The organism is Bradyrhizobium sp. USDA 336 (genome assembly GCF_044908355.1).
Taxonomy (GTDB): Bacteria; Pseudomonadota; Alphaproteobacteria; order Rhizobiales; family Xanthobacteraceae; genus Bradyrhizobium; species Bradyrhizobium yuanmingense.
Window position 1 is genome coordinate 4,590,739 of record NZ_JBIYDC010000002.1, and the last position, 13,402, is coordinate 4,604,140.

General features: G+C 65.7%; 9 protein-coding genes. 2 read left to right on the forward strand and 7 right to left on the reverse strand.

Features of this window, described 5'->3' with window-relative positions:
- Positions 1-70: 70 nt before the first annotated feature.
- Complete coding sequence (locus tag ABIA45_RS22400) at positions 71-703, reverse strand: 2-dehydro-3-deoxy-6-phosphogalactonate aldolase (RefSeq protein ID WP_271541388.1); 633 nt, start codon at positions 701-703, stop codon at positions 71-73.
- Between the two features lie 14 nt (positions 704-717).
- Entirely contained in the window at positions 718-1,632 is a 915-nt protein-coding gene (locus tag ABIA45_RS22405; protein WP_271541387.1) for a 2-dehydro-3-deoxygalactonokinase, read from the reverse strand.
- A gap of 235 nt (positions 1,633-1,867) precedes the next feature.
- On the opposite strand from ABIA45_RS22405, the gene ABIA45_RS22410 reads away from it, so the two are divergent.
- Both ABIA45_RS22410 and ABIA45_RS22415 read left to right on the forward strand, forming a co-directional pair.
- Positions 1,868-2,965, forward strand: coding sequence for an LLM class flavin-dependent oxidoreductase (locus ABIA45_RS22410; RefSeq protein WP_271541384.1), 1,098 nt, complete (start codon positions 1,868-1,870; stop codon positions 2,963-2,965).
- 58 nt (positions 2,966-3,023) lie between these two features.
- Entirely contained in the window at positions 3,024-3,578 is a 555-nt protein-coding gene (locus tag ABIA45_RS22415; protein ID WP_271541382.1) for a flavin reductase family protein, read from the forward strand.
- A gap of 165 nt (positions 3,579-3,743) precedes the next feature.
- Here the strand turns inward: ABIA45_RS22415 and ABIA45_RS22420 are convergent, their stop codons facing one another.
- The 5 genes from ABIA45_RS22420 to ABIA45_RS22440 all read right to left on the reverse strand — a co-directional run bounded on the left by ABIA45_RS22420 (position 3,744) and on the right by ABIA45_RS22440 (position 13,381).
- Entirely contained in the window at positions 3,744-5,597 is a 1,854-nt protein-coding gene (locus ABIA45_RS22420) for a sigma-54-dependent Fis family transcriptional regulator (RefSeq protein WP_404653663.1), read from the reverse strand.
- A 234-nt stretch (positions 5,598-5,831) separates the two neighbouring features.
- Positions 5,832-9,137, reverse strand: coding sequence for a carboxyl transferase domain-containing protein (locus ABIA45_RS22425; RefSeq protein ID WP_404653664.1), 3,306 nt, complete (start codon positions 9,135-9,137; stop codon positions 5,832-5,834).
- 8 nt (positions 9,138-9,145) lie between these two features.
- Positions 9,146-10,867, reverse strand: a complete 1,722-nt coding sequence (locus tag ABIA45_RS22430) for an AMP-binding protein (protein ID WP_404653665.1) — start codon at positions 10,865-10,867, stop codon at positions 9,146-9,148.
- A gap of 147 nt (positions 10,868-11,014) precedes the next feature.
- A complete protein-coding gene (locus ABIA45_RS22435; RefSeq protein ID WP_404653666.1) occupies positions 11,015-11,686 on the reverse strand; it encodes an aspartate/glutamate racemase family protein in 672 nt (223 codons plus the stop codon).
- Positions 11,687-11,698: 12 nt separating this feature from the next.
- Positions 11,699-13,381, reverse strand: a complete 1,683-nt coding sequence (locus tag ABIA45_RS22440; RefSeq protein WP_404653667.1) for a methyl-accepting chemotaxis protein — start codon at positions 13,379-13,381, stop codon at positions 11,699-11,701.
- Positions 13,382-13,402: the final 21 nt, after the last annotated feature.

A 13,402-nucleotide genomic window follows, 5' to 3' on the forward strand; every position in this document is an offset into this window, starting at 1 on the left:
CGCATGTCGGCATCGCGCCACCATATGGCAGAATAGACCATGTCAGGATTACGGCTAGTTTATTGCCGGCTCAATCTTTCTCAATTGCCCGATCGTATGCAGCAATTGTCACCTCTGCGCGGGCTGCGACATCTGCTGCTGTCATGCCTGGCTTGTAGAGGCTGGAGCCGAGCCCGAATGCGGTCACCCCGCCCTTGATGTACTCGGCAAAATTCTGATCGGAGACGCCGCCGACGGCGGCGATCATCACGCCTGCCGGCAACACGGCGCGGATCGCGGCGATACCGGCAGCGCCGAGCACGCTCGCCGGAAAGAATTTGAGGCTCGAGGCTCTCGAGCGCGCCGCCAGCAGCGCCTCGGTCGGCGAGAACACGCCGGGCATGGTCACCATGCGATGCTGATGCGCGCGCGCCAGCACTTCGGTGTCGACATTGGGCGAGACCATCAGCCTGCCGCCGACATCGTTGAGACGATCGACATCTGCCGTCGTCAGCACCGTGCCGGCGCCGATCAACACGTCTGATGGCGCGAGCTTCACGGCAAGCGCGATCGAGCGGAACGGATCGGGTGAATTCAGGGGGATCTCGATCGCGGTCATGCCGGCCTCGACCAAGACGCCGACGATCGCTTCGGTCTCCTCAGGCTTGATGCCGCGCAGGATCGCGACCAGCGGCCGCTGCATCGGCGGAAAGGGAACGCTCATCTCTCGCAGTCCTTCTACTTCGTCCAGATCGCGGCTGCCGCCATCGACAGGCCGCGGCGGACGGCTTCATCCGCATCGACCGGCTTTGCGGTTACCGAGAGCGCCTCGAATGCCAGCCGATACAGCACCGCAAGCCGCCCCGCGGCAATCAGCTGGACGCCCGCTTGCGGCACGGTGCCGGAGAGCCCTGCCGCGAGCTCCACACCGATCAACGTGCCCGACAGCGTCTCGCGCGCCGCGGCCGGCGTGCCGCCGAACAGAAGCTGTCGCGACCGTGCAGTGAACAGCAAGTTGGCGGCGAAGGCCGGAGCGTCGAATGCGGCCTTCACGGCTGCCTTGAAGCTCGCGATATCTTCGGCGTCATCAGCGCCGGCGACCGCGAGCGACAGGATCGTCTCGCGCGAGACGGCGCTGAACAGCTCGCCGGTCATGAAGGTGGAGAAGCGCTCGACCGTGCCGTCTTTCATCCGCACCCATTTCGAATGCGTGCCGGGCATGCAGACCAGCGCCTCGCCCGCGGCATCGAGACCGAGCGCGCCGAGCAATTGCGTCTCCTCGCCGCGCATGACGTCCGGCACCTTGGCATCGCGCTGGGCGATGCCCGGCAGGATGCGAATGTCGCGCGCCTCGCCCGGCACGCGCACTGCCTGTTTCAGGACGGTTGAGAGCTTTGCCGGCGTGTCGACGTAGCCGGCCTCGACCCAGCCGGTCTTGGCGCCGGCCATGCCGCAGACCAGAACCGGTAGATGCGTGGGCGCTTCGACCGCGGCCAGATGCGCTTGCAGCACGGCGGGAAAGCCGGTCTTCGCCGCCGCCAGCATGCCCTCACCGCTGCGGCGCTCGGCCAGCACCTGACCGGCGCGGTCGACCAGCCAGAGCCGGAAGCTGCTGGTGCCCCAGTCCACCGCGACATAGGCGGGTTCGGTCATTTTCGGGTCTCGTCCTCGTCTCATGGTCAAGACGCCGTCTCGCTACACATGAGACGATGTCCAGCAGGCTTCCGTCGAGATACCGGCTATTGCGCGAGCAAACCAGCCCTTTCTCTTCATTTTGAGGCTCCGCCGCGCTGGCACACCGCTTGCTCAAGGTTCATCACTCGACAAGGTTCATCACCCAACTCCGTCAACGCGCGACAAGACGCGTCAACATCAGATGAGGAAATCCATGGAGATCGGCTATTTCACGATGCCTTCGCATCCGCCGGAGTGCGGCCTCAAGGAAGGGAACGACTGGGACCTGCAGGTCATGCGCTGGCTCGACGAGCTCGGCTATCAGGAGGCCTGGGTCGGCGAGCACCACACCGCGCCCTGGGAACCCAATCCCACGCCGGACCTCCTGATCGCGCAGGCCTTGATTCAGACCAAGCGCTTGCGCATCGGTCCGGGCGGCTTCCTGCTGCCCTATCATCACCCGGCCGAGCTCGCCAACCGCGTCGCCATGCTCGATCATCTCTCCGAGGGCCGGCTCAATTTCGGCGTGGCGGCGAGCGGGCTGCCGAGCGACTGGGCGATGTTCAACGTCGACGGCATGAGCGGGCAGAACCGCGACATGACGCGCGAGGCGCTGGAGATCATCCTGAAGCTGTGGACCGAGCCGGCGCCCTTCACCCACAAGGGGAAGTACTGGACGGTGACCAAGCCGGACACGATGTTCGACTTCCTCAAGCCTCATATCAAGCCGCTGCAGGCGCCGCATCCGCCGATCGGCGTTGCGGGCCTTTCCAAGAACTCGGACACGCTCAAGCTCGCTGGCGAGCGCGGCTTCATCCCGATGAGCCTCAACCTCAACCCGGCCTATGTTTCCAGCCACTGGGACTCGGTCGAGATCGGGGCGGCCAAGACCGGTCGCAAGCCGAACCGCCAGGACTGGCGCCTGGTGCGCGAGGTATTCGTCGCCGACACCGACGAGGAGGCCTGGAAGCTCTCGACCGGCGACATGATGGGCCGGATGATGAGCGAGTACTTCCTGCCGCTGCTCGGGCATTTCGGCTTCAAGGATTATCTGAAGCACGCGCCCGATGTGCCAGACAGCGACGTCACGGTCGAATATTGCGCCAAGCGGAACTGGATCGTCGGCTCGCCCGCGACGGTCGCCGAGAAGATCGAGAAGATCTACGACGAGGTCGGCGGCTTCGGCGTGCTGCTCGTGTTCGGCTTCGACTACAAGCACAAGGCCGAGGCCTGGCACCACTCGCTCTCGCTGCTGAAGAACGAGGTGATGCCGCGCCTTGCGCATCTCGGCTCCGCGAAGAAGGCGGCTTGACGCTCAGCGGGTGCGGCGCGATCGTGTCGCACCCGCTTCAATTCTGGGAGATTTCCGCGTGACGGTGGACGCGAAGGACTTCAAGCAGGCGATGCGTCAATGCGCCGGCGCCGTGGCGCTGGTAACGGTCGGTGCCGAACACGGCAAGCGCACCGGGTTGACAGTGACCTCGGCCTGCTCGTTGTCTGACAAGCCGCCCTCGCTGATCGTCTGCGTCAACCGCAACGCCAGCGCACATGCGCGCATCCGCGAGGAAGGTGCTTTCGCCATCAACTTCCTGCACGAGGATCACGCGATGCTCGCCCTCACCTTCAGCGGCCAGAAGGGCGTCAACGGCGACGATCGCTTCGCCTTCGGGCAATGGACGCGTGGCGTGACCGGCGCGCCGGTGCTGACGGATGCGGTGGCCGCGTTCGACTGCGTGCTGGCGCAGGAGTTCGAGACGACGACGCATTCGATCTTCGTCGGCGAGGTCCGCAGCGTGTCGCATGCGGATACGGCGCGGCCGCTGGTGTACCTGCGCAGCAGTTTTCACACGCCACAAGAGATGCGCGAGATCGTGACAGTCGGCGACCTCGATTCACGCCATCTGAGCTGGACGGATTTTTCGTAGGCCTTGCGCCGACATTGTAGGGTGGGCAAAGGCGCACTTGCGCCGTGCCCACCTCCGATCAAACATCACGACAAGAGCGGTGGGCACGCTTCGCTTTGCCCACCCTACGACATCTGCGTTCGCGGCAGAGACCTCTCAACTTTCTTGCCGCACGCGGATCGAGCGCTACTGTGCCGTTTCGATCTTCAGCTGCTTGATCTTGCGATACAGCGTGGCGCGGCTGAGCTTCAATGCGCGTGCGGCTTCCGTCACGCGTCCACCATGCTCACGTAGCGCCGCGACAATCGTCGCACGCTCGGCCGCTTCGAGATCAGGCTCCGTCCGTCCGCCAAACGGCGGCAGATCGAGATCTGCATCGGTGATGACGCCATCTTCCGCTGTGCAGCCGGCGAGCCGCAGCACGTGGCGGAGCTGGCGCATGTTGCCGGGAAACGGGTAGACCGCGAGCTGCGACCATGCTTCCTCCGAGAGCCGGCAGCTCGGCGCCTCCTCGCGCGCGATCTGGCGGATGATGTCGTCGCGGTCGGCGCGCTCGCGCAAGGCGGGCAGACGCACCTCGATGCCGCGCAGGCGAAAATAGAGGTCGGCGCGGAAGGCCCCCGCTTCCGCCATGCGGGCGAGGTCGCGATGCGTGGCGCTGATCAGGCGAATGTCGACAGTGACAGGCTTGAGCGCGCCGAGCGGCCAGACCTCGCGGTTTTCCAGAACGCGCAACAGGCGCGTCTGCAAGCCGATCGGCATGTCGCCGATCTCGTCGAGGAACAGCGTGCCGCCGTCGGCCTGCACGATCAGGCCCTTCGAACCCTCGCGCCGCGCGCCGGTGAAGGCGCCGGCCTCGTAGCCGAACAGCTCGGCATCGATCAGACTCTCGGGCATCGCCGCGCAGTTCAGCGCGACATAATTGCTGCGCGCGCGGTTGCTCGCACCGTGAATAGCCCGCGCGAACACGTCCTTGCCGACGCCGGTCTCGCCATGCAGCACCACCGGCAGATCATGATCGATGACAGCCCGCAGCCGCTTCACGCTCCTGATCAGGTCGGGATCGCGGCCGGCGAGCCGATGCAGCGCGTCGAAACGGTCGACGGAGGGGTTGCGGCGCTTGGTCAGCGGCCGCGCGCGCTGCGGCGGCGCGATCCGCCCCGGCCCCAACGAACGACCATCCGCGCGGCGCAACTGGACGATCTCATCTGCATCGCGCGCAGCGTGGTGATCGAACTTGACGTAGCGCGACAGGTCTATGCCGGAGGCGATCAGGCCGTCGGTGATGCCCAGCAATGCTCGCACGGACCGGCACGCGCCGACGACGCGGTGATCGTCGTCATAGGCGAGCAGGCCGTTGCCGCCCTCGCCAGGCACGGTGGCGATCCATGCGTTGCGGAAATGGTCGCGGAAGATCGCACCCTCGATGCGACGCGTCGCCTGCATCGCGACCGCGAGCGCGAGCTGGTGCGCGGCGCGGCTGAGATCATCCCGGCAAGACGTGATGTTGACGGCGCCTGCGAGGCGGCCGACGGGATCGAATAGCGGCGCGACCGCACAGGAGAAGATGCCCCATTGCTCGCGAAAATGCTCGTCGCGATGAACCAGGATCGGCTTCTGTTCCGCAAGGCAGGTGCCGAGCCCGTTGGTGCCCTCATGGGCCTCCGAAAAATTTGAGCCGGTATAGACCTTCCAGCGCAGGAAGATCTCGGTGTCGGCCTCGCCCGGCAAGCGGCTGAACAGCATGGTGGCGTTGGCATCAGCGAGATTGACGCAATAGCCGGCCTCGCGCAGCACACGGGCGAGATCCTCGAGCTCGGACGTGGCCAGCCGGATCGTCGCCTCCATGGGCTGGGCGACGCGGCGGATCTCGGCTGCGGTCAGCGTCTGCGGCGGGCCCCGACGGGCCGGATCGAGTTTGTGGCTGATCAGGGAGCGCCGCCAGGAATCGGCAATCCGCGAAGAGGCATCGACGTCGGCCACATGATTGGCGACGGACAAGACACGGGCGACATGGTTCGAGGCCGAGAGGCTGGCCATCGCGGACGTCTCCACCCTGTATTATTGTGCAAAGTCTGGCACCACAGGCGGGGATGTCAATCGGGAACCGGGACGCAGTTGTAGGTCGCGATATCTCGGCGCCGTCATGGCCGGGCTTCGTCCCGGCCATCCACGTAGTGCAGCGCGCGCGAAAGAACGTGGATGCCCGGGACGAGCCCGGGCATGACGGCGTTGATATGGATTTGCCTCAAGCATCGGGTTGCTGCACCGCCCTCACCACGTGTCGATGCACGGCCGCTTCTTCTTCGTCCTCGGCTCGGGCTTCGGCACCGTGCGCAAGCCCGCCATGATCCAGCGCCGCGTCTCGGCCGGGTCGATGACGTTGTCGATCTCGAACACGGAGGCGATCGAGACCGCTTTGCCGTTGGCATAGAGCTCGGCGACCTTGTTGCGGTAATAGGTCTCGCGTTGCTCGGGGTCGGCGATCGCCTCCATCTCCTTGCGGAAGCCGAGGCGGACGTAGCCTTCCAGGCCCATGCCGCCGAACTCGCCGGTCGGCCAGGCCGCGGTGAAGAAGGAGGCATGGAAGCCGCCGCCGATCATCGATTGCGCGCCGAGACCGTAGCCCTTGCGCAGCACGATGCCGAACAGCGGCACGGTGAGGCTGGCGCCGGTCACGAACATGCGCGAGACGTGGCGCACGATCGCGGTCTTCTCCGCCTCCGGGCCGACCATGAAGCCAGGTGTGTCGCACAGCGAGACAACAGGCAGATCGAAGGCGTCGCAGAGCTGGAGGAAACGCGCGGCCTTGTCGCCGGCGTCGGCATCGATGGCGCCGCCGAGATGGCGCGGGTTGTTGGCGATCAGGCCGAACGGCTTGCCTTCGATGCGGATCAGCGCCGTGATCATGCCGACGCCGTAGTCGCGGCGCAGCTCCAGCACGGAATCCTTGTCGGCGACGAGGTCGATCACGCTTCGGATGTCGTAGACTCGCAGGCGGTTCTCGGGGATGGCGCGGCGGAGCAGGCGCTGGTCGGCGGCCTCCCACTCCGTCACCGCGCCCTGGAAATAGGACAGGTATTTTTGCGCGACAGATGTCGCTTCTTCCTCGTCCTCGACCAGGATGTCGATGACGCCGTTCGGCGACTGGAATGATACGGGGCCGACCTCGGCCGGATGATAGACACCGAGGCCGCCGCCCTCGATCATGGCAGGACCGCCCATGCCGATCGAAGCGTTCTTGGTGGCGATGATGACATCGCAGCAACCGAGCATCGCGGCGTTGCCGGCGAAGCAATAGCCGGAAACAACGCCGACGACAGGCACGAGGCCCGAGAGCCGTGCGAATTGCACGAAGGACGGGCCGTCGAGGCCGGTCATGCCGAGCCGGTCGGTGTCGCCGGGCCGGCCGCCACCGCCCTCGGCATAGAACACCAGCGGCACGCGCCAGTCTTCCGCCAGCGTCAGCATGCGGTCGATCTTCTTGTGGTTCATATGGCCCTGCGTGCCCGCGAGCACGGTGTAGTCATAGGCGACGACGATGCAACGCGCGCCTTCAGGCCCGAACTTCTCGGCATTGACCGTGGCGACGCCCATGACGAGGCCGTCGGCCGGCGTGTTCTTGATGAGATCGTCGAGCTTGCGACGGCGGCGCTGCGCCGCGATCGCGAGACTGCCGTACTCCATGAACGAGCCGTCGTCGACGAGCTGGGCGACGTTCTCGCGCGCGGTGCGCTGGTTGGTGTTGCGCCGCCGCTCGACTGCAGCGGGGCGGTTCTCGTCGAGCGTGTTCGCCTGGCGCACAATCAGCTCGGCGAGATCGGGGCGGATATGGTCGAGATCGACATCGGCTTCCGCCGTCGTGCTGTCGGCGGCGACGTCGAGCGGCTCGAGATAGAGGATCGGCTCGCCATGCATCAGCGTGACGCCATCACCGGCGACGAGTTTTGTCACCCGCCCGCCCTGCTCGGCCATGACGAGGTGCTCCATCTTCATGGACTCGATCACGGCGAGTTGCTGGCCGGGGCGGACGATCTCGCCTTCCTTCACCTGGATGGTGACGATGGTTCCCTGCAAGGGCGCCGCGACCATCACCGTGCCTTCGGGTACGGCTGGCGCGACGTGCACCTCCGCGCTGTGACCGGCGCCGCGCTCTGCCGCGGCGAAGTAAAGCGGCTTGGCGGCGCCATCCGATGCTTCCACGAGCCTGGCGATGTTGCGGTCGATGAAATCAGTCGCGATACGGTTGGTCCTGAAATCGGGATGCGCGAGCACCGACTGGAGGAAGGCAATGTTGGTGACGACGCCATCGATCCGGAACTCGCGCAAGCTGCGCGAGGCTTTCGCGACGACGTCATGCCAGGCTTCGCCCGGCGTGTGCACGATCACCTTGGCCAGCAGCGAGTCGAAGGAGGCGCTGGTCTTGTAGCCGGCATAGCCGAAGCTATCGACGCGGACGCCGGGTCCCGACGGCGGCTCGAACACGGCTAGGACGCCACCGGTCGGATGCGTGGCGCCTGACACGTCCAGCGTCTCCATGTTGACGCGAAGCTGCATGGCATGGCCGCGCGGCTTCGGGATCGATGCCTGCGCGAGACCAAGCGAGGCCAGCGTGCTGCCCGCAGCGACTGCGAACTGGGCGCGGACGAGGTCGACGCCGAGCACCTCTTCCGTGACGGTGTGCTCGACCTGGAGCCGCGGGTTGGCCTCGATGAAGGCGAAGCTGTCCTCGGCGGTTCCGTCGACCAGAAACTCGAACGTGCCGAGATTGTCGTAAGACGCAGCACCCGCCAGCTGCTTTGCCGCCTCAATGATGCGGCCGCGCAGGGCATCGCTCAATGACGGGCTCGGCGCCACCTCGATCAGCTTCTGGTGCCGGCGCTGGATGGTGCATTCGCGTTCCCAGAGATGGGAGATCGCACCATGGCGGTCGCCGATGATCTGGACCTCGATGTGGCGCGCCTGCCGGATCAGCCGCTCGGCATAGACGCCCTCGAAGCCGAACGCCGCCTTGGCCTCGGATTGGCAGCGCGCATAGGCTTCCGAAAGATCGGACGCATTCTCCACCACGCGCATGCCACGGCCGCCACCGCCCGCCATCGCCTTGATCACGATCGCAGCGCTGCTGCCGAGCGAGGTAAAGAATGCCGTGATCTCCTCGAGGCTCGACGGCCCGTTGGTGCCGGCAATGATCGGCACGCCGCAGCGTTTCGCCAGCTGACGTGCCGCAACCTTGTCGCCGAACAGCTCGAGCGCAGCGGGTTTCGGCCCGACGAAGGTGATTCCGGCGTCGGCGCAGGCTTTCGCGAAGGCCACGTTCTCGCTGAGGAAACCGTAGCCGGGATGCACGGCATCGCACGCCGCGCTCTTGGCCGCCATCACCACGGCCTCGATGTCGAGATAGGCCCGTGCGCCGCGACCGGCAATCTCGATCGCCTCGTCCGCAACGCGCACGTGCAGCGACAACGCATCGTCGGCGGGATAAATCGCGACCGTCGCAATGCCGGCATCGGCCGCCGCGCGTGCGATGCGGATGGCGATCTCGCCGCGATTGGCGATCAGGAGCTTCTTGAACGACATCGTCTCTCTCACTGGACGGCAGGAGGATTTGGATTGAGGTCCTGCTTCCTGACCTTGCCCGTTGCCGTCAACGGCAGCGCATCGATAATGCAGACTTCCGGAACCTTGTAGACGGCCATGCGCTCGGCGCACCAGGCGCGCAGTTCCTGTTCTGAGACCGTGCCGATCGCTTCCGGCTTGAGCTGGATGTAAGCGACCGGCACCTGGCCCTTGTCCGGATCATCACGGCCGACCACGCCCGAGCCCAGCACCTTCGGATGCTGCCCCAGCAACGCCTCGATCTCCGGCGGAAACACGCTCATGCCCTTGACCTTCAGCATCTCCTTGCGCCGGCCGAGGAAGTGCAGAAAGCCGTCCTTGTCGATGGTGCCGATATCACCGGTGCGCAACCAGCCATCGACGAGCGATTCCGCCGTCGCCTCCGGTTTGTTCCAGTAGCTTTTGAGCAGCGACGGCGTACGCACGCGGATCTCGCCTTCGGCTCCCAGCGGCAGCAGCGCACCGGTCTCGAAATCGGTGATCTTGAACTCGGCGCCGGGGACCGGCAGGCCGACGAAGATCGGCTGGCTGGTGAGGTCGAAATCCCCGTCCTGAAAGCCAGCGGTGAAAGTATTGGAAGTGTGGGTCTCGGTCATGCCCCAGGCCGCCTCCATCAGGATCGTGCCGGTGAGGTCCTTCCAGCGCCTGCGATAGCCGGCGTTGAGCTTCTTGACGAAGGAGACCACGCGCACTTGTTGCAGCGACGACAGGTCGAACTCGCTCCAGCGCGGATGGTCCATCATCTCGACCGCGCTGTCGACCGGCATCGCCGTCATCGTGACCTTGTACTTGTCGATCGCCGCCATCGCGCCGACAGCGTCCCAGCGCGCGAGCAGAACCAGCGTGCCGCCCGAGAACAGCGGGAAGATCAGACCGGAATTCTCGCCCGCAATCCAGAACTCCGGAAAGAACGACAGGAACACGCTGCTCTCGTCCGAAGGAATCGAGATGCCGTAATTGGCGGCAGCCGTGTAGACCATGTCGCGATGGGTATGCACGCACCCCTTGGGCATGCCGGTGGTGCCGCCGGTGTAGTTGAGCGCAGCGACATCATCGAGGTGAGGCGGCGGCAGCGGGGTCGGTGCGGGCAGTGCCGCGAGCGCCGGCAGGAGATCAGTTGCGCCGGAGACCGCAACGCGCGGCGTGCGGATCGAGTCCGGCGCGGGAAAGGCAGGCGCCGCTGGCACGACATCGGCGAAGCTGGTGACGATGATCTCGCGCAGTTGCACCTCGCCGCGGACCTGATCAACGATAGGCATGAGCTGGTCGAGCGCGACGATCACCTCGGCCTGGGTGTCGTTGAGCTGGTAGGACAATTCGAATGCGCGCGACAGCGGGCTGACGGGGGCGTGGACCGCGCCGAGCTTCAGGATACCGAAGAACACGACGTGGAATTGCGGGCAGTTCGGCAGGAAGACGGCGACGCGATCGCCCTTGCGCACGCCCCTTGCCTGCAACAGCGCCGCAAAGCGATCGCTCTGCCGATCGAGATCGGCATAAGTGGTCACATGCCCGTAGAAGATCACCGCGGGCCGCTCCGGACTCCGCTTTGCCCAGGTGCGCAGATATTCCGTCAGGGGAACTTCGCCGTGCAGATAGTTCGGCGAACGCGGCAGGCCCTTCGGCCAGGCTTTGTCCCACAGGCCGCGCAAGGTGGCGAGGTAGTCATTCTCGTCGAGGCCCGTGTTCATGACGTCCTTCCGGTGGTGCTTTTCTTTTCGCGAGGGACGCAAGGCAGCATCGCTCGACCTCGTTACACGTCGAGCACCGCAGAGTTGATGTCAAGGAAAACAGTTTTCCGCAGCACGGCCGATGCCGCGGCGCGGAAAAACCGGAGGTTACGTCGCGACGAGACGAATGATCCGTCGCACGGCAGATGAGATCGGGGCGATGATTGGCGCCGCGAACATCGGCTGAAGCTCGCGCGCCGCTTCACCCAGCGGCCCGCCGCCGATGATGACCGCTTCCGCTCTGTCTCGCACAATGCAGGCCTCAACCGCGCCGGCGAGCGCTGCGCGCAGCTGCGCCGGATCGCGCATCAGCTCTTGCGGATCGCCATCGGCGAAGCGCGTGCCGGTGTAGCTCGCGCGTAAGCCCAGCGTATCAGGCAATGCATCGATCTTCGCTTTCAGCAACGGCGTCGTGGTCGCCACGCCGAACCGGCGACCGTTCCCGGCGGCTTCCAGCATCGCGGATTCGCCGATGCCGACGGCGCGCAGCTTCATCGCCGCCTTGATCCCGGTGAGACCGGGATCACCGAATGCCGACACGATGACGCCGTCGCACTCGCCGCCACAGAGACGCGCGATCTCCTCGACCTCCAGCGCAGCCACCTCCAGCGCGTCCGCCGAGACGATCATCGTGGGCGCACGCGTTGCCGTGGCGCCGACGATGTCGAAACCATCGGCGGCAGCGGACCTTGCGATCGCCACCATCATCGTGGTGGTCGCCTCGTTGCTGTTCGGATTGATCAGGAGGATGCGCGCGCGTCGATCGGAGTTTTGGCCCATCCTCCCGTTATACTAAGCCGCCCGCACGCCCGCAACGAAGGCGCTGACCTCGTCCTGCAGCGATTGCAGCTTGTGCGTCAGCCGGCCGCTCGATTGCAGTACGAGGCCGGCGGCCTGTCCGGTCTCGGCCGTCGCATCGGTGACGCCGGAGATGTTGTGCGAGACCTGGTCGGTGCCGGAGGCCGCCTCCTGCACGCTGTGCGCGATCGCCTTCGTCGCGGCGCCCTGCTCCTCGACCGCGGCGGCGATCGACGAGGAGATCTCGTTGACCTCCATGATGGTGGCGCGGATGCTCTCGATGTTGCCGACGACCTGATTGGTCTCGGCCTGGATCGCGGTGATCTGCGCGCCGATCTCGTCGGTCGCCTTCGCGGTCTGGCTCGCCAGCGACTTCACTTCGCTCGCGACCACCGCAAAGCCCTTGCCGGCCTCGCCCGCGCGCGCCGCCTCGATGGTGGCGTTGAGCGCGAGCAGATTGGTTTGCGAGGCGATCTGGTTGATGAGGTCGATGACCTCGCCGATCTTGTGTGCGGCAGCGGCAAGGCCCTGCACGGTGTCGTTGGTGCGCTGGCCGTCGGCGGCGGCCTTGTCGGCGACCGTCGCGGCCTGCGCCACGCGCTGGCTGATCTCGGCGATCGAAGCCGACAGTTCGCCGGCGGCGGAGGCCACCGTCTGCACGTTGCTCGAGGCCTGCTGGCAGGCGGTGGCGACGAAGCTCGCACGGTCGCTCGCCTTGTTCGCGGTTTCCGACATGCCCTGCGCGGCCTGCTGCATCGCGCGGGCCTCATCGAAGACGTCGCGGACGACGGCCTGGACGCTCGCTTCGAACTTGCCGGCGAGATCGGCCATGGTCTTGCGCTTCTCGTCGTCGGCCTTCTGCTTCAGCTCCTGCTGCTCGGCATGCATCCGGCTCACCGCCGACGCATTGTCCTTGAACACGGCGAGTGCCTTGGCGAGGCCGCCGACCTCGTCGCGACGGTCGGTGTAGGGCACATCGAAGGCGCTGTCGCCGGCGGCAAGGCGCTCGGTCAGCGCGGTGATCCGGGCCAGCGGCCGAGTGACGCTGCGGCCGATCAGGAAGGAAGCGCCGAGCACCACGACCAGCACAGCGAGACAAATATAGGTGAATGTCATCGCGTTCTGGCGGAAGGCCGCGTCGACGTCGTCGAGATAGATGCCGGTGCCGATGATCCAGCCCCAGGGCGCAAAGCCCTTCACATAGGAGATTTTCCCGACCGGTTGGTCGAAGCCGGGCTTCGGCCAGAGGTAGCCGTAGAAGCCCGCACCCTGCTTGGTGACGACGTCCACGAAACCCATGAACAGCGCATTGCCGGCGGGATCCTTCATCCCGGAGAGATCCTTGCCGTCAAGCTCGGGCTTGATTGGATGCATGACCATCTTGGGGGTCATGTCGTTGATCCAGAAATACTCGACCTTGTCGTAGCGCAGGCTCTTGATCTCGGCCATCGCGCTGGCCTGCGCCTGTTCGCGCGAGAGCTTTCCTTCGCTCTCGAGCTTCTGGTAATGCGCCAGGATGCCGTAGCCGACATCGACCATCTGCTGCGTCTTGGCCTGCCGGTCGGCGACCATCTGCGCGCGCAGGGTCGACAGGGCCACCGGCGCCAGCGCGATCATGCCGAGGAGGCTGATGCCGACAATCAGGACCAGCTTGAAACTGATGCGGGAGAAAATCATCGGTGCTCACAGGAATTGGAA